Raw genomic sequence first — 15987 nt, forward strand, 5'->3', positions numbered from 1 at the left:
TGCCGCGCGCGCGCCCGCCCCTTCTTCCCGCAGCGTGCGCTGGGCCACGGTTCCACCCCGTCCCCTCCCCCGGTGGGCCCTCGGCGGGGCGTCCGGAGGAGGGACGACGGCGTGTAGGACACCCGGCGCCTACAGGCCGGTCATCTTCTCCGGGCGGACCCACTGGTCGAACTGTTCGGCGGTGACGAGGCCCAGCTCGACGGCGACCTCCTTGAGCGTCTTGCCGTCCTTGTGGGCCTTCTTGGCGATGCGCGCGGCGTTGTCGTAGCCGATGTGCGGGTTGAGGGCGGTGACGAGCATCAGGCTGCGCTCCAGGTTCTCCTGGATGCGGGCGCGGTGGGGCTCGATGCCCACGGCGCAGTGGAGGCGGAAGCTGCGCATGCCGTCGGCGAGCAGCCGGCAGCTCTGCAGGACGTTGTGGATGATGAGGGGCTTGAAGACGTTGAGCTCGAAGTTGCCGGAGGCGCCGCCCACGCTGACGGCGACGTCGTTGCCCATGACCTGGGCGCAGAGCATGGTGAGGGCCTCGCTCTGGGTGGGGTTGACCTTGCCGGGCATGATGGAGCTGCCGGGCTCGTTCTCCGGGATGGTGATTTCGCCCAGGCCGGAGCGGGGGCCGGAGGACAGCCAGCGGATGTCGTTGGCGATCTTGAAGAGCGCGCAGGCCAGGCCCTTGAGGGCGCCATGGGCGTGGACCAGGGCGTCGTTGGCGGCCAGGGCCTCGAACTTGTTGGGGGCGGAGACGAAGGGCAGGCCGGTGAGGCGGGCAATCTCCTGGGCGACGCGCTCGGCATACCCCTTGGGGGCATTGAGCCCCGTGCCGACGGCCGTCCCCCCCAGGGCCAGCTCGTGCAGGTGGGGCAGCACGCGCTCCAGGTGGACGCGAGCATGGGCGAGCTGCGCGACATAGCCGCTCAGCTCCTGGCCCAGGGTGAGGGGCGTGGCGTCCTGGAGGTGGGTGCGGCCAATCTTCACCACGTCCATGAAGGCGCGGGACTTGTCGGCGAGCACGTCGCGCAGGGCATCGAGCTCGGGGAGCACCCGCTCGGCGATGGCGGTGGCGGCGGCGACGCTCATCGCGGTGGGGAAGACGTCGTTGGAGCTCTGCCCCTTGTTGACGTCGTCGTTGGCGTGGACGCGGCGCTGCTCACCGCGTTCGCCGCCGAGCAGCTCCGAGGCGCGGTTGGCGAGCACCTCGTTGGTGTTCATGTTCGTCTGGGTGCCGCTGCCGGTCTGCCAGATGCTGAGCGGGAACTCCGCGTCATGCTTGCCGGCGAGGACCTCGTCGGAGGCGCGGACGATGGCGTCGCCCTTCTCGCGGGAGAGCGAGCCGTTCTCGACGTTGACGAGGGCGGCGGCCTTCTTGACGAGGACGAGTGCGCGGATGAGCGCGGGAGGCATGCGCTCGGTGGAGATGTCGAAGTTCTGGAGGCTGCGCTGCGTCTGGGCGCCCCAGAGGCGGTCGGCGGGGACCTCGATGGGGCCGAAGGTGTCCTTCTCGATGCGGACGTCGCGAGTGCTCAAGGGCGGGCTCCTGGAGGAGAGAATCCTGGAGCCCACGCATAACAGGCCGGCCAACGGGTCACCGGGAGACGAGGAGAACCGTCGAGCCGTGAGCAGAACGAACCGATAAGCGTGACACGGACAAGAGTGACACAGAGGAGCGGGACGGCCGGCGTGGGGGGCCCCGCCCGCTGGCGGGGGGACCCACGGCGAGCCGAGGGGCCCGCGAGCCGTGCCCCCTGGCCGTGTGCCTAGACCCGCCGCTCCAGGCGAGGAGCATCCGACTCCCCGAAGCGCGACAGCCAGTTCAACGTGCGCTGCAGGGGAGCCCGTCCCAGGGCGGAGGCAGGAGTGAACGCCCAGAGCAGGACGTACACGAGCGGGAGCGTGCCGCCGGAGAACAAGGTGGCCACGACGACGGCCACGCGCACCAGGGCCACGTCGATTCCCAGCTCGCGAGCGAGCATCGCGCAGACGCCGGCCACGGCGCGGCCCTCGACGCCGCGGTGCAGCCGCTCCACCCGGATTCCACACCGGGCGCAGCGCGAGGCCTCCATCCGAATCTCCTCCGCGCACCCCAAGCACCGCTTCATCGCGTCCATGACGTGTCTCCCGTGAGGGGACCCCTTGGCGGCGAGCCCCCTCGACCCTACCTACGCACCTGGCCGCCGCTGATTGCATCCCCGGTGCCCGGCGCCCCCCTGCTCGCAACCCCGCGTCACGTCTGTTGATTTACAGATTTAATCCAACAGCTGTTGACAGCATTACAGGCAAGCGGGCAGAAATTGACGCACACTTCCATTTCGCACTCGGAAGATTCATTTTCCGACCCGTCACCGAAGATTTACAACGCACCAAGCCAAGGAGCCGAGATGCCCACGGAAACCCCCGCCTCGAAGACCCCGGCCTTCAGCGCTGGCGTGGTGGTGAAGGGGCCGTGGCACCCCGACTACGCCGAGGTGCTCACCCCGGCCGCCCTGGACTTCGTCGCGAAGCTGGTGCGCGCCTTCGGTGAGCGCCGCGAGGCCCTCCTGGAGCGCCGCAAGCAGGTCCAGGCCGCCTGGCGCAAGGGTGAGCGCCCCCACTTCCTCCCGGAGACGAAGTCCGTCCGGGACGCCCAGTGGACGGTCGCCCCGCTGCCCCCGGACCTCCTGGACCGCCGCGTGGAAATCACCGGCCCGGTGGACCGGAAGATGATCATCAACGCCCTCAATTCGGGCGCCAACGTCTTCATGGCGGACTTCGAGGACGCCAACAGCCCCACCTGGGACAACGTCGTGCGCGGCCAGCTCAACCTGCGCGACGCCGTGCGCCGCTCCATCTCCTTCACCGGCGACAACGGCAAGCACTACGCCCTGGTCGACAAGCCCGCCGTCCTCTTCGTGCGCCCTCGCGGCTGGCACCTGCCCGAGCGCCACATCGAGGTCGACGGCAAGCCCATCTCCGGCTCCCTCTTCGACTTCGGCCTCTTCTTCTTCCACAACGTCCGCGAGCAGCTCGCCCGCGGCACCGGCCCCTACTTCTACCTGCCCAAGATGCAGAGCCACCTGGAGGCCCGCCTCTGGAACGACGTGTTCCTCATGGCCCAGGACACGCTCGGCATCCCCCGCGGCACCATCAAGGCCACCGTCCTCATCGAGACGCTCCCCGCGGCCTTCGAGATGGACGAAATCCTGTACGAGCTGCGCGAGCACTCCGCCGGCCTCAACTGTGGCCGCTGGGACTACATCTTCAGCTTCATCAAGACGCTCCAGTCCGACACCAGCGTCGTGCTGCCCGACCGCGGCCAGGTCACCATGGACAAGGCGTTCCTCAACGCCTACTCGCAGCTGCTCATCCAGACCTGCCACCGCCGCGGCGTGCACGCCATGGGCGGCATGGCGGCCTTCATCCCCATCAAGGGGGACGCCGCCGCCAACGAGGCCGTCCTGGAGAAGGTCCGCGCCGACAAGCTGCGCGAGGTGAAGAACGGCCACGACGGCACGTGGGTCGCCCACCCGGGCCTGGTCTCCATCGCGCGCGACATCTTCGACGCGAACATGAAGGGCCAGAACCAGCTCGCCAACAAGCGCGAGGACGTGCGCGTCACCGAGGCCGACCTGCTCAAGGTCCCCTCCGGCACGCGCACCGAGGAGGGCCTGCGCCACAACCTGCGCGTGGGCATCCAGTACACCGCCGCGTGGCTCGGCGGCCTGGGCTGCGTGCCGCTCTACAACCTCATGGAGGACGCGGCCACCGCCGAAATCTCCCGCGCCCAGGTGTGGCAGTGGCTGCACCACTGCGCCTCGCTCGACGACGGCCGCAAGGTCACGCCCGAGCTGTTCCAGACGCTGCTCTCCGAGGAGATGGCCCACCTCGAGAAGGAGGGCGTCCACGAGAAGTACGGCCGCGAGCACGTCACCCGCGCCCGCGAGCTCTTCGAGCGCCTGTCCACCGCGCCCGCCTTCGAGGACTTCCTCACCCTGCCCGCCTACGCGGCGCTCGACGCCAACCGCTGAACCCTTTCCAACCCTTCAACGCATCACCGAGGAGCCTGCGATGTACGACGCCACCACGACCACCCCGGACGCCTCCCCTCACGCCAAGCTCCACGCTCGCCGCTTCGAGGGCATCAAGCGCAACTACACCGACAAGGACGTCCTGAAGCTGCGCGGCACGCTGCCCATCAGCTACACGCTGGCCGAGGTCGGCGCGAAGCGACTGTGGGAGCTGCTCCACACCGAGGACTACATCAACGCGCTCGGCGCCCTCACCGGCAACCAGGCCGTGCAGATGGTCCGCGCGGGCCTCAAGGCCATCTACCTCTCCGGCTGGCAGGTCGCCGCCGACGCCAACTCCGCCGGGCAGATGTACCCCGACCAGAGCCTCTACCCGGTCGACTCCGTCCCCACCGTGGTGCGGAAGATCAACAACGCCCTGCGCCGCGCGGACCAGATCGACCACGCCGAGGGCAAGAGCGACCGCTACTGGTTCGCCCCCATCATGGCGGACGCCGAGGCCGGCTTCGGCGGCCCGCTCAACGCCTATGAGCTGATGAAGGGCATGATTGAAGCCGGCGCCGCGGGCGTCCACTTCGAGGACCAGCTCGCCAGCGAGAAGAAGTGCGGCCACATGGGCGGCAAGGTGCTGGTGCCCACCAGCCACTTCATCCGCACCCTCACCGCCGCGCGCCTCGCCGCCGACGTGATGGGCGTGCCCACCCTGCTCGTCGCTCGCACGGACGCCGACAGCGCCAAGCTGCTCATGTCCGACGCGGACGAGTACGACCACGCCTTCATCGACCGCAAGAACGGCCGCACCTCCGAGGGCTTCTACCGCATCAACGGCGGCCTCGACTGCGCCATCTCCCGCGGCCTGGCCTACGCGCCCTACGCGGACCTCGTCTGGTGCGAGACCAGCACCCCGGACCTCGCCCAGGCCAAGAAGTTCGCCGAGTCCATCCGCGAGAAGTTCCCCAACAAGCTGCTCGCGTACAACTGCTCGCCGTCCTTCAACTGGAAGAAGAACCTGGACGACGCCACCATCGCGAAGTTCCAGCGCGAGCTGGGCGCCATGGGCTACAAGTTCCAGTTCGTCACCCTGGCCGGCTTCCACGCGCTGAACCACTCGATGTACGAGCTGGCGCGCAAGTACAAGGACCGCGGCATGGCGGCCTACAGCGAGTTCCAGCAGGGCGAGTTCGGCTCCGAGAAGGACGGCTACACCGCCACGCGTCACCAGCGCGAGGTCGGCACCGGCTACTTCGACCAGGTCGCCGAGGTCATCTCCGGCGGCTCCGCCAGCACCCTGGCGCTCCACGAGTCCACCGAGGCCCACCAGTTCTAAGCGCCCCGAGGGCGCCTGAAGTCGCCTGACACCGGAGGCCGTGGGGTCCCAACCCCGCGGCCTCTGGTCGTTTTTCCGCCGTTCGAGCAGGCGTCAGGTCCCCGGACGCAACTTCTCCCGGGGTTGCCCGATAATGTGGGCAGACCTCCGAGATCCGCGCTCAGTGCGCCCTCGGACCGCCACGGAGCCAGCCATGAGCCGCATCAACTCGTTCACGGGTCCCCAGGTCCAGGTCCCCCGTCCCCAGGCCGGCGTGCAGTCGGCGAACGTCGGGTTCGGCTCGCTCATCCAGCAGAACCAGCGCGCGGCGATGTCCCCCGCGAACCGGCCGGGAGATCCGCTGATGTCCACCGGCGGCCTGGTGGTGCAGTCGGCGCTCAACTCGGTGGGCAGCTCGCCGCACAGCGGCATCATGAACTCCTACCTCGCCGCCGTGGGCCGTCCTCCCATCCAGGACGCGGCCTCGGGTCAGGGCAAGGCGCAGTCGCCCACCGCCGCCGCGGGCTCCAAGGAGGCCGAGGAGCAGAAGGTGATGATGGAGCTGGCCGAGCTGTCCGCGGCGACGCTGAACAACTCCATCTTCCACATGGGCAACCGCAACAAGGTGTCGCTGGACCGCGAGTAGTCCCGCGCGTCGCGAGTCAGTCCTTCTTCGGTTCCTTGCGCTCGGCGCGCTCGAGGTACTCGGCGCGCTGGCCCTGCTGCAGGTCTCCCGAGCCGTCATACGGTGGCCCCACGTCGGTGCGCTGGCCGCCGTCCTGCTCCGTCACGTCGTTGAGGAACTCGGAGCGACCCTCCGCGGGCACGCGGTCTCCATCCTCCTCCGGGTCCTTCTGCTTCGCGGGGTCCAGGGGGATGCCGAGCGGCTTCTTGAGATAGTCCTTCGGGTCCATGGAGGTGCTCCTTCGAGGGTGCTGGGGTGAGCCCGTGCCTCGAAGATGGAGACACCGGGCACCGCACGCAGCACAGGGAGCAGGCGACCGGGAGCCCGTGGCCTCAGTTGAGGTACTTCGGACGGGGCGGCGTCGCGGGCTGCTGACGCATCATCTCCAGTCCCTGCCTCGTGAGGATGAAGCGCACCACGCCGGAGCCGCGCTCGGTCTCGATCTCCGCCTCGAAGGCCGGGCCCGCGATGCCGCCCAGGGCGACGTTCTTGCGCAGGTTGTGCACCTTGCCGCTGAGCATGTCGCCGGCGACCTCCTTCACCCCTTCACCCCGCTCGTGCAGCTCGTACGCCGTCTGGTGCAGCGTCATGGCGAGCGAGGGCGTCAGCGGCTGGGAGCTGAAGAGGACGGAGATGAGCAGCCAGTAGGGAGTCTCGTCGGAGGACATCGCGCTCCCATCCTAAGCGCCTCGCCGCCGGCGGGCCCGACGAAGTGATGGAGGACGCTAGCCCGCTCGGGGCCGGCGCCGCTGGGCGATGCCCTCCGCGAGGGCGACCTGCTGCTTCCAGTGGCCGTACAGCCGTCCCTGGGAGGCGAGCCGGTCCAGCTTCGTCTGCGTCTCGGCGTCCACGCGCCCCGGAGGCGCGTCTCGAAAAGGCGTGCCCGGCAGCGGCATGAAGGTGTGGCCGTGCACGCGCGCGCCCAGCTCCGCCAGTCGCTCCATGAGCGCGACGGTGGCGGCGACGTCGGCGGCCTCTTCACCCGGCAGCCCGAGGATGAAGTCCACGTTGGGCACGAAGCCGCCCTCCACGGCCAGACGGGTGGCCCGCACCACCGTCTCCACGTCGTGGCCCCGGCGGGTGCTCTGGAGGATGCGCTCGGAGCCGGACTGGCCGCCGATGATGAGGTTGTCGTTGTGGACGTAGCGCTTGAGGACGGCGAGCGCCTCGGGCGTGACGTGCTCGGGGCGGACCTCCGAGGGGAAGGTGCCGTAGTAGATGCGCCCGTCGGGGGCCATGGCCTCGCGCACCGCCGCGAGCAGCTCCTCCACCGCGGCCAGGTTCATCGTCTCGTCGCCGGTGCCGTAGGACATGGACGTCGGCGTGATGAAGCGGATGTCGCGGCGGCCCGAGCGGCGCAGCTCGCGCGCCCAGTGCGCCACGTTGGCCACGGAGCGGTGGCGGAAGCGCGCCTTGCTCATGAAGGGCGTCTGGCAGAAGCGGCACGCGTAGATGCAGCCGCGCGTGATTTCGATGGCGCCGAACATGGCGTTGCGCGCGGCGAACGGCGGGAAGTCGTCGAGCTTCACGCCCTCCCCCCGCCCGTGCTGCACCAGCTTGCCGTCCTTCAGGTGGGCCACGCCGTGCGTGTCCCGGGGCTCCTCGCCGCGCTGGACGCGGCCGAGCAGCTCGCGCAGGGAGTGCTCGCCCTCGCCGATGGCGATGAGGTCGAAGCCGGCCTGGAGCGTCTGCAGCGGCTCGGCCGTCGCGTGCACACCGCCCGCGATGCAGAGGACAGAGCGCCCCTCCAGCCGCTCGCGCACCCAGGCCAGCTCCTCCGCGGACGCCGCGAAGCTGGCCGAGTAGAAGGACCACGCGGCGACCACGGTGTCGCCTGCGTCATGGCGCTCCTTGAGGGTGGCGAGCAGCGTCTCGCGCTCACGGGGGAAGAACAGCTTCACGTCCGCGAGCGCCGGGTCCGACTCGACGGCGCCCGCCAGCACGGTGAAGGCGTACTTGCCCGGGTACTGATAGCTGAGGACGAGCGAGACGGGACGGTGCGGCACCATGAGCGGACGGCATGATGCCACACGGCCCCGGAGGCGAGGGCCTCGGTGCGAGCAGGCGGCTTCAGCGGGCGGTGGGCTCGGGGCGGACCAGGCGGAGCACCAGGTCGGCGAACGCGGTGAACTCGAGGACCTCGTCGGAGACGCGCTCGTCCGGGTCCGACATGCGCACGGCCACGAGGTCGTACTTGGGCAGGACGAGCACCCGGTTTCCGCCCTGGCCCACCGCCGCGAAGCCGCTCGGCGCCCCTTCCACGGCCTGCTTCAGGTTGCAGGGCGCGGACTTCATCATGAAGTCCCGGGCCCGGTTCGAGTCGCCTCCCAGCTTCGCCATGAACGCCGGGTAGAAGTCCTTCTGGGGCAGAGGCCGGTCCGCGAGCTCCCGCAGCGGCGCGAGCGACGCCTCGGGGAAGCCATTGCGGAGCGCCTGCTCCAGCATGTCCGAGCCCAGCGTGACGCTCATTCCCTCTTCGTAGAGGAGCCACCACAGGAGGCCGCCCGTGGGCATGTGCGGCTGCGAGGGTGCGCCGCCCATCGCGTGAATCCACTCCGCGCTCAGGATGCGTTGGCCCTTCCACGTCCCGCCCTGGAGCAGCATCTGCCCCACCTTGGCGAAGTCCAGCGGGTGGAGCTGCAGGCCCGCCATGCCCACGGGATTGCCCGACGGGTCCGTGTCCCAGCGGAAGTCTCGGATGCCGAGCGGCGCGAACAACCGTCGCGTCAGGTACACATCCATCTTCTCGCCCGACGCGCGCTCGACGATGCCGGCCACCAGGTTCGTGGCCTTGTTGTTGTACGCGTGCTTGCTACCCGGCGTGTCCGTCACCTCCGAGTCGAGCGCGTAGCGCACGAAGTCGTTCGACGCGTAGATGTCCAGCGCGCTCCGGTTCGCGGCCAGTCCCGAGGTGTGGTTGAGCAGGTGTCGCACCGTCACCTGTCCCTTGAGGCCGTCCTTCCATTCGGGGAAGAAGGCGGACACGGGCGTGTCCAGGGAGGGAATCTTCCCCTCGTCGATGAGCAGGCCGATGGCCAGCGCCACCATGCCCTTGGTGGCGGACATGGCCTCGATGCGGTGCGTGTCGCCGCCGAAGTACCACTCACCCACGAGCTTGCCGTGGCGCAGCAGCACGAGGCCCGCCGAGCCGGAGTCCTCGGCGGCCTTCAGCAGCGCGGCGAGCGCGGGCTCGGACAGGCCGGCCTCGCTCGGGGTGGTCTTCTCCAGTCCGGAGCCCACGCCCCAGGTGCTGCGAGCCTCGCGAGCGTTCTTCCGCGCGCGCTCCACCAGGGCGTCGTAGCCCGGCAGCTCGCGCACGGGAGCCAGGGCCTTGGCGTGGAGCAGTCCACCCGGGTCGGCGTAGCCCACGTCCAGGGCGCGCTCCAGCCAGGTGAAGGCGGCCGCTGTGTCCTTCGCCTCCGCGGCCACGTTCGCCGCGACCCGAGCCAGCTCGGGAGCATGGTGCCCCGCGTCCCACGCGCGACGGAGCTCGTCCTGGGCCTTGGGCAGGTCTCCCTCACGCTGGGCCATCCAGGAGCGGGTCATGGCGCTCGTGGCCTCAGGCGCAATCCGCCCGGAGCTGAGGGTCTGGGAAGGAGCGCGCGAAGCTGTATCCGCGGGAGAGGCGTGAGCACAGGCCAACAGCGCGCAGAGCGGCAGGAACAGGACGCGTCGCGACAAGAGATGACTCCGGGTAGGGGTGTGGTGCACGGCAGGGCCCATGACGCAGGCCGGGTGTGAACGCCCGCCACCGAGACTCATTTCATTTCGCCATGTAAAGGCGCACGTGGAAGCCCACGTGCCACACGGACGCGGTGTCAGCGGACGGGAGAAGAGCCCTCCAGCCTCATCTGCGTTCGCGCGGGCGCGCCGTCGGCCGAAGGGCACGCCCTTCGCGCGTGTATTCCCTCGCACGCGGTGTCAGCGGACAGAGGCGACGAGCAACTCCCAGGCGGCACGCACATGTCGCTCCTCCGTCGTCGCCGCGCCGATGGCCATCCGCAACACGTACCGTGCGGGCGCTCCTTCCACCGAGGGCAACACCGTGTGCGTGAGGAACACCTTGCCGGAGGCATTCACGCGCTCCAGCAGCTCGCGGTTCCGCGCATCCGTGTCCTTCACTGCCTCACCCGGAAGCGGCTTCAAGCGGAAGCACACCAGCGACAGCGAGCGGGGCACGGCCAGCTCGAAGCGCGCGTCCTCCTTCACCCAGGACTCGAAGCACTGCGCCAGGCGCACGTGCTCGCGGATGTGCGCGCGCAGCCCCTTCGCGCCGTAGTGACGCAGCACGAACCAGAGCTTGAGCGCGCGGAAGCGGCGGCCCAGTGGCACCTGCCAGTCTCGGTAGTCGATGACCGCCCCGCTCGCGCTCGCGGCGTTGCGCAGGTACTCCGGCGTCACGCTGAGCGCTTCGAGCAGCGCCTGCCGGTCGCGAGTGAAGAAGGCATTGCAGTCGAAGTTGGTGAGCAGCCACTTGTGCGGGTTGAAGGCGAACGAGTCCACCCGGTTCATGCTGTCGAGCAAACCCCGGTGCTCGGGACACACCAGCGCCGAGCCCGCCCACGCCGCGTCGATGTGCAACCAACCACCCGTGGAGCGCACCGGCGTGCGAGCCATCACCTCACCGATGGCTCGGACCGGGTCCACCGCGCCGGACGACGTGCTGCCCACGGTGGCACAGACGAAGAAGGGCACGCGCCCCGCGCCGAGGTCCTCCAGGATGGCGCGCTCCAGCAGCTCGGCCCGCATCCCATAGCGGTCGTTCGTCTCGATGAGCCGCACATGCGTCGTGTCCTCCGCGCAATGCGCCACGCCACACAACATGGCCGCCTTGAGCACGGACGAGTGGGCCTGGGTGGAGGCGTAGGCCACCCACTCGGAGTTCGCGGGGGCGCCGTAACGACGCACGCGCTCCCGGGCCGCCACCATGGCCACGAGCGTGGCCTCGCTCGCGGTGCCCTGGATGACACCGCCGCCTCGCGCGGAGGTGGAGCGGAAGTCCTCGGGCAACCCCAGCAGGTCCACGAGCCAGTCCACCACGCGCGTCTCCAGCTCCGTCGCGGCGGGGCTCGTGGACCAGAGCATGCCCTGCACCCCCAGCCCCGCGGACAGCAACTCCCCGAGCACCGCTGGCCCCGAGGCATTCGCGGGGAAGTACGCGAAGAACGACGGCGACTGCCAATGCGTCACCCCCGGCAGGATGACGTCCTCCAAATCGCGAAGGACCGCATCCCACCCCTTCACCCCGTCGAGCCCCTCCTCCGGAGGGCGCAGGGGCAGCTTCGAGGCGACCTCCCCCGGTGCCACCTGCGAGCGCACGGGGAAGGACTCCAGCCGCTGCTGATAGTCGGCGACCCAGTCCACCAGCCGGTGGCCCAGCTCACGAAACTCCTCGGGGCTCAGATGGGGCACGCCGCCATCACCACGGTTCGATTCGTCGCGCATGGCCGACTCCTCGCACGAGCCTCGGGTCGCTTCAAGCAGGTCGCCGCGCGGCCTCAACTCACCACGCCTTCCGGCGGCGGGCTCATCCACTGGACCAACTGGAGGATGACGCCATTGTCATCCGCGACCTGGAAGAAGCGCTCGCCCCAGGGCTCGGTCTCGATGGGCGTGAGGATTCGGACGCCCTCGTCCTGCAGCCGTCGGTACTCGGCGTCGATGTCGTCGACGACGAACGCGACGAGGATGCCCTCCGCCTTGCGGTGCTTGAGCGACTCGGGCTTGAGCGACTCGAGCCCCGTGCGCAGGAAGATGAGGTTGAACCCCGCGTCCTTGCGCGACAGGGACACGAACCCGTCCGCGGACATGTCCTCCGTGAACCCGAAGTGGCGCTTCATGAACGCCGCGGATGCGGACACGTCTTCGACATTCAGCGAGATGGCGGATGCGGTGATGCGCATGCGGACAGGCCTCCGGCTCGATGTGGACGAGAATCTACGTACAATGTACGGAGTAGCCAGTCAAGGCGGGCTCTGGCACTGGAGAGGCATGGCCACACATCGCAGCGGCGCGGGGGACCCCGGCCGGACGCTGGAGCTGCTCTGGAGGAAGGACGTCCCCTCGGCGGGGCAGCGGGGGCCCAAGCCGACGCTGAACGTCGACGGCATCATCGCGTCGGCGGTGGAGCTGGCGGACCGGGAGGGCCTGGAGGCGCTGACGATGCGCAAGCTGGCCGAGCGGCTCTCGGTGGGCCCGATGACGCTCTACACGTACGTCCCGGGCAAGGCGGAGCTGGTGGACCTGATGCTCGACCAGCTCTACGCGGACATGCCCCGTCGCGCGCCCAAGGACACGGGCTGGCGCGCCCGGCTCGAAGCGGTGGCCCGAGACAACCATGCGCTGTACGAGCGGCATCCGTGGATGAGCGACATCGCCACCAGCCGTCCGCCCCTGGGCCCTGGGTTGATGGCGAAGTACGAGTACGAACTGGGCGCATTGGAGGGGCTCGGCCTGGACGATGTCGAGATGGATGCGGCGCTGACCTTCGTGCTGGGCTTCGTCGAGTCCTCCGCGAGGAGCACGAGCCGAGCACGCGCGGCCTCCGTCGAGACGGCGAAGACCGAGGAGGCCTGGTGGAAGGCGAACGAGCCACTGCTGGCCCACGTCATGGACCCGGCCCGCTATCCCCTGGCCTCACGTGTGGGAGCCGCGGCGGGAGCGGCCCACGGGGCCGCCTACAGTCCGGACCATGCCTTCGGCTTCGGCCTCCAGCGCGTCCTCGATGGGCTGGGCGCGCTCATCCAGTCCAGACAGCCACGAAGGTCCCCTCCTCGCACACCCCGATGAGCGCCCTTTCGAGAAAGTGACCTATTCTCGCTTTGCGCATCTTGAGAGGGAAGGCCGTGATTTGCTGGGGGCATGACCCCAGACATCACGAGACGTGCTCCCCGGTTCTCACGGCTTGGCCTGTACGGCGTGCTGGCCCTGACCTTCGCGGCGCTGAGCTGGCCGACGAGCGCCCACGCGCAGACATGGACACTGACCACGGAGCAGCGGCAGGCGTTCCTCCAGTACTACGCGCCGGTCCTGCTCAAGCGGGGCAACGGGGACGACGGGCGGCACGGCTATGACTGGGTGACGAGCTTCGACTTCGACCAGGACGGGAACTTCTCCAACAACAAGCTGAACTGGAAGCGCATCCCCCAGTACGTGGACGCCTCGCGCGCGGGGCCGAGCGCGTATGACGCCTGGCGCATCCGTCCGACGCTCTACACGTCGCTCATCGAGTTCATGGATGGGAGCAAGAACCTGAAGCTCATCTACCACGTGTATCACGCGCTCGATAAGAACGCGGCCGGGGACTACCAGCTCCACGACTGGGAGCGGGTGGAGATGCTGGTGACGAACGTGGTGGGCGCGCCGGGCAGTGGCGAGTCCGTGGCGTACGCGGTGGTGACGCAGCACAAGCGCAACGTGGTGCGCCGCGCGGGACACGTGGACCTGAACTTCATGCAGACGGCGACGGGCAAGCACCTGCTCATCTGGCAGGCGGAGTGGTCGGACAAGCTCGCGGCGGCGCATGGGCAGGAGCTGCGCTTCGTGACGGACCCGTATGCGTTCTTCGCGGGGCGGATGGCGAGCGCGGGCAAGGCGGAGGCGGGGGTGAACAACGATGGCGGGCGGAAGAACGTGCACTATGCCTTCGTGCCGGAGGGCTCGGCGGACGCGGTGGCGGCGTTCGGAGCGAGGGCGCTCACGTACGCGACGGCGGACGCGCTGGCGAGCCGCTACGACAACGGGAAGACCATCACCTGGCCCAACGTGAAGCGCGTCACGTATGAGCTCCAGGACCTGGCGGACATCCTGCCCACGCACTGGCAGCACGGCGGCTACGCGACGCACTGGCTGGACACGGGGCCCATCGACTTCTACCTGGAGAGCGCGCTGGTGAACGAGGGCGGCGCCACGGAGGTGAGCGCGGGCATGCAGCGCTTCTTCCCCAAGACGCGGGACGTGGAGAACGACGATGACCGCGAGGGGTACATCGCGAAGAAGTGGTTCGTCGGGACGTACGAGATGAACGACAGCGCCTCCGACTTCGGAGGCGGCGGCTCCAACGCCTTCCACGACAACGCCTACGCGAGCACGGCGGTGGACTCACGAGGACGGACGCGGGCGAGCGCGAGCGGCTACACGACGTCCCCGTCCTCGTTCTGGTGGCAGCACGACTACTTCGTGCATGCGGGCTTCACGGACTCGACGGACGGCGTGGAGCAGGGCTTCTGGTTGCCGGGGGCCTGGTACCTGCCCGCGAACGGCGGCTTCGACGGCCGCTGGGTCCAGCTCTTCGACGACCGCCCGGGCCTGGAATCGGGGCAGCGCTGAGTCCCTCGGCGCGAGTCGTCACCTGCATCCGACGACTCGCGCCCGGAGCATCAAGGCTGGAGTGACACGCCGGCGTTCTCCTGCTCCCGCCGCTTCAGCTCACCCGCCGCCTGCGCGGCCTTGACCAGCGTGACGATGATGTACACGCGGATGATGAACCCGACGACGTTCGGGCGACCGCCGGCATCAATCGAATCCATCAACGTCACCACGGTGTCGCCGATGTACAGCAGGATCGCCAGGATGGGTCCGAACCTGGTGGCGCGATAGGTGAAGAAGCCGAACACGGCCACCAGCGCGCCGAAGACGATGGAGCCGATGCCCAGTCCAAGCGCATCCATCTCCTCGCTCCCCAGCACCATGGCAACGACGCCCAGCAGCGTGTTCAGACCCGCCAGGAAATACAGCATGTAGGCCGCGGTCTTGATCTGCTGCTCGGGGTCCGTCGACGACCCGGGCAACGGGAGTCCATTGCGCTTCACCGCCAGCTCCGCGCTGAGCACTCCGGACTGGAGCTGCACTTCCAGCACGGTCCGGTCCGGCAGCGTGACTTTCACCCCCTTCTTGAGCGCGGAGGCTCCGCCCTCCACCGTATCCACAACCTTCCCGTCGAGGGACACCGTGAAGTTCCTCCAGAACATCCCCCACTCGAACTCGAGACGCGGAGGACCACCTGCCTCCAACGCGAACTGCTTCGTAGCCATTCAGGCCCCCTCTTGATGCCGCAGAAGACGTCGACCCTCGGACTCTATGAAGTCCATCGACCTCACCGCAAAGGGTACACGCAGCCCCACAGAAACCCCTCAGCCCCGGAGCATCAATCCGACGCCAATGACAACCAGCACCGCCAGGTGGAACCACCCCACGTTGCGCGCCAGCACCGCCCAGCCCTCGCCCGACCCGGGCGACGTACCCGCGCGGATGGCCGCCAGCTCCTGGTAGCCCAGCACCAGCCCGACGAGCCCCGGGACGAATCCGCAGAACCCCAGCGTGGCGAAGACGACCGCGAGCGTCGCCCTCCTGGACGGCTTCTCCCCCAGCGCCACCTTGTGGCAGCGAAGGCACAGCATCCTCCCCACCTGCCACCTGCGGCAGCCCTCACACACGAAGGTGCCACATCGACTGCACGTCCCGTCCGCGAGGCGCTCGGGATGAAGGGGACACGTCGCCGCCAACGACTCCATCCCCATTCTCTATCATGCCCACCGAGGACACGCCGAAGGGTCGGCCCGGACCACATCAGGACGCCAGGACACCGCGCCGCACCAGCTCACGGAAGTAACGGGCCGCCGGGTCCACGTGGGTGCGCTCGTGCCAGCACATCGAGATTCGCACCGTGTGCGGAGGAATCGGCGCATCGACCGCCTGCACCGCGAACCGGGCCCCCTTCTCGCTGACCAGTGACTCCGGCAGCGTCGCGACCAGGTCCGTGGTGCCGACCACCGCCGCCGCCGCCGTGAACGACGGCACCGCCATCACCACCTCCCGAGCAATCCCCGCCCGCGCGTACGCGGCCCCCACGGCGTCACGGAAGCTCTTCCCCGGCACCATCTCCACCCGGACATGCTGGAGCCCACCCAGCGCCCGCGCGGACAGACGCTTGCCCAGCACCGGATGCCCCCGGCGCGCCACCAGCACCGTGCGCTCCGTCAGCAACGGCTCCAGGT

At 69.2% G+C, this 15987-nt stretch carries 16 protein-coding genes; 5 read left to right on the top strand and 11 right to left on the bottom strand.

What is annotated here, in order from left to right; all coding sequences use genetic code 11:
• Positions 1-129: 129 nt before the first annotated feature.
• Positions 130-1524: a class II fumarate hydratase gene (gene fumC, locus FL311_RS13055; RefSeq protein ID WP_141325394.1), complete on the bottom strand. Its 1395-nt coding sequence runs from the start codon at positions 1522-1524 to the stop codon at positions 130-132.
• A gap of 230 nt (positions 1525-1754) precedes the next feature.
• The gene (locus tag FL311_RS13060; RefSeq protein WP_141325396.1) at positions 1755-2105 is read right to left on the bottom strand and encodes a PspC domain-containing protein; all 351 of its coding nucleotides are present in this window, start codon (positions 2103-2105) and stop codon (positions 1755-1757) included.
• A 270-nt stretch (positions 2106-2375) separates the two neighbouring features.
• On the opposite strand from FL311_RS13060, the gene aceB reads away from it, so the two are divergent.
• From aceB to FL311_RS13075, 3 genes are all read left to right on the top strand, one after another.
• Entirely contained in the window at positions 2376-4001 is a 1626-nt protein-coding gene (aceB, locus tag FL311_RS13065; protein ID WP_141325398.1) for a malate synthase A, read from the top strand.
• A gap of 40 nt (positions 4002-4041) precedes the next feature.
• A complete protein-coding gene (gene aceA / locus FL311_RS13070) occupies positions 4042-5328 on the top strand; it encodes an isocitrate lyase (RefSeq protein WP_141325400.1) in 1287 nt (428 codons plus the stop codon).
• A 193-nt stretch (positions 5329-5521) separates the two neighbouring features.
• Positions 5522-5953: a hypothetical protein gene (locus tag FL311_RS13075; protein ID WP_141325402.1), complete on the top strand. Its 432-nt coding sequence runs from the start codon at positions 5522-5524 to the stop codon at positions 5951-5953.
• A 16-nt stretch (positions 5954-5969) separates the two neighbouring features.
• Here the strand turns inward: FL311_RS13075 and FL311_RS13080 are convergent, their stop codons facing one another.
• The 6 genes from FL311_RS13080 to FL311_RS13105 all read right to left on the bottom strand — a co-directional run bounded on the left by FL311_RS13080 (position 5970) and on the right by FL311_RS13105 (position 11895).
• The gene (locus FL311_RS13080; RefSeq protein WP_141325404.1) at positions 5970-6221 is read right to left on the bottom strand and encodes a hypothetical protein; all 252 of its coding nucleotides are present in this window, start codon (positions 6219-6221) and stop codon (positions 5970-5972) included.
• Positions 6222-6324: 103 nt separating this feature from the next.
• Positions 6325-6660, bottom strand: a complete 336-nt coding sequence (locus FL311_RS13085) for a hypothetical protein (protein ID WP_141325406.1) — start codon at positions 6658-6660, stop codon at positions 6325-6327.
• 57 nt (positions 6661-6717) lie between these two features.
• Entirely contained in the window at positions 6718-8001 is a 1284-nt protein-coding gene (locus FL311_RS13090) for a TIGR04013 family B12-binding domain/radical SAM domain-containing protein (RefSeq protein ID WP_141325408.1), read from the bottom strand.
• Positions 8002-8062: 61 nt separating this feature from the next.
• Positions 8063-9538 (bottom strand): serine hydrolase, encoded by a 1476-nt coding sequence (locus FL311_RS13095; protein WP_141325410.1) that lies wholly within the window; start codon positions 9536-9538, stop codon positions 8063-8065.
• 375 nt (positions 9539-9913) lie between these two features.
• Entirely contained in the window at positions 9914-11437 is a 1524-nt protein-coding gene (locus tag FL311_RS13100) for a pyridoxal-dependent decarboxylase (protein ID WP_141325412.1), read from the bottom strand.
• A gap of 53 nt (positions 11438-11490) precedes the next feature.
• A complete protein-coding gene (locus FL311_RS13105; RefSeq protein ID WP_141325414.1) occupies positions 11491-11895 on the bottom strand; it encodes a VOC family protein in 405 nt (134 codons plus the stop codon).
• Between the two features lie 88 nt (positions 11896-11983).
• On the opposite strand from FL311_RS13105, the gene FL311_RS13110 reads away from it, so the two are divergent.
• Both FL311_RS13110 and FL311_RS13115 read left to right on the top strand, forming a co-directional pair.
• Positions 11984-12781 (top strand): TetR/AcrR family transcriptional regulator, encoded by a 798-nt coding sequence (locus FL311_RS13110; RefSeq protein WP_141325415.1) that lies wholly within the window; start codon positions 11984-11986, stop codon positions 12779-12781.
• Positions 12782-12853: 72 nt separating this feature from the next.
• Positions 12854-14320: a hypothetical protein gene (locus FL311_RS13115; protein ID WP_141325417.1), complete on the top strand. Its 1467-nt coding sequence runs from the start codon at positions 12854-12856 to the stop codon at positions 14318-14320.
• 50 nt (positions 14321-14370) lie between these two features.
• Here the strand turns inward: FL311_RS13115 and FL311_RS13120 are convergent, their stop codons facing one another.
• From FL311_RS13120 to FL311_RS13130, 3 genes are all read right to left on the bottom strand, one after another.
• Positions 14371-15024 carry a hypothetical protein gene (locus tag FL311_RS13120; protein WP_141325419.1) on the bottom strand — a complete coding sequence of 218 codons (654 nt, stop codon included), beginning with the start codon at positions 15022-15024 and terminating at the stop codon, positions 14371-14373.
• A gap of 99 nt (positions 15025-15123) precedes the next feature.
• On the bottom strand, positions 15124-15390 hold the full coding sequence (locus FL311_RS13125) for a hypothetical protein (RefSeq protein WP_228556843.1): 267 nt from the start codon (positions 15388-15390) through the stop codon (positions 15124-15126).
• 169 nt (positions 15391-15559) lie between these two features.
• Positions 15560-15987 (bottom strand): LysR substrate-binding domain-containing protein (locus tag FL311_RS13130; protein ID WP_255510334.1); only part of this gene is annotated, 428 nt, incomplete at its 5' end.

Source organism: Myxococcus sp. AB025B (assembly GCF_006518215.1).
Classification (GTDB): domain Bacteria; phylum Myxococcota; class Myxococcia; order Myxococcales; family Myxococcaceae; genus Myxococcus; species Myxococcus fulvus.

Coding starts and splice junctions, on each gene's coding strand:
- FL311_RS13100 (WP_141325412.1), bottom strand. CDS start 11,437: ATGCGCGACGAATCGAACCGTGGTGATGGCGGCGTGCCCCATCTGAGC.
- FL311_RS13085 (WP_141325406.1), bottom strand. CDS start 6,660: ATGTCCTCCGACGAGACTCCCTACTGGCTGCTCATCTCCGTCCTCTTC.
- FL311_RS13110 (WP_141325415.1), top strand. CDS start 11,984: ATGGCCACACATCGCAGCGGCGCGGGGGACCCCGGCCGGACGCTGGAG.
- FL311_RS13060 (WP_141325396.1), bottom strand. CDS start 2,105: ATGGACGCGATGAAGCGGTGCTTGGGGTGCGCGGAGGAGATTCGGATG.
- FL311_RS13120 (WP_141325419.1), bottom strand. CDS start 15,024: ATGGCTACGAAGCAGTTCGCGTTGGAGGCAGGTGGTCCTCCGCGTCTC.
- FL311_RS13115 (WP_141325417.1), top strand. CDS start 12,854: ATGACCCCAGACATCACGAGACGTGCTCCCCGGTTCTCACGGCTTGGC.
- FL311_RS13125 (WP_228556843.1), bottom strand. CDS start 15,390: ATGCTGTGCCTTCGCTGCCACAAGGTGGCGCTGGGGGAGAAGCCGTCC.
- FL311_RS13105 (WP_141325414.1), bottom strand. CDS start 11,895: ATGCGCATCACCGCATCCGCCATCTCGCTGAATGTCGAAGACGTGTCC.
- aceA (WP_141325400.1), top strand. CDS start 4,042: ATGTACGACGCCACCACGACCACCCCGGACGCCTCCCCTCACGCCAAG.
- FL311_RS13080 (WP_141325404.1), bottom strand. CDS start 6,221: ATGGACCCGAAGGACTATCTCAAGAAGCCGCTCGGCATCCCCCTGGAC.
- aceB (WP_141325398.1), top strand. CDS start 2,376: ATGCCCACGGAAACCCCCGCCTCGAAGACCCCGGCCTTCAGCGCTGGC.
- FL311_RS13090 (WP_141325408.1), bottom strand. CDS start 8,001: ATGGTGCCGCACCGTCCCGTCTCGCTCGTCCTCAGCTATCAGTACCCG.
- FL311_RS13075 (WP_141325402.1), top strand. CDS start 5,522: ATGAGCCGCATCAACTCGTTCACGGGTCCCCAGGTCCAGGTCCCCCGT.
- FL311_RS13095 (WP_141325410.1), bottom strand. CDS start 9,538: ATGACCCGCTCCTGGATGGCCCAGCGTGAGGGAGACCTGCCCAAGGCC.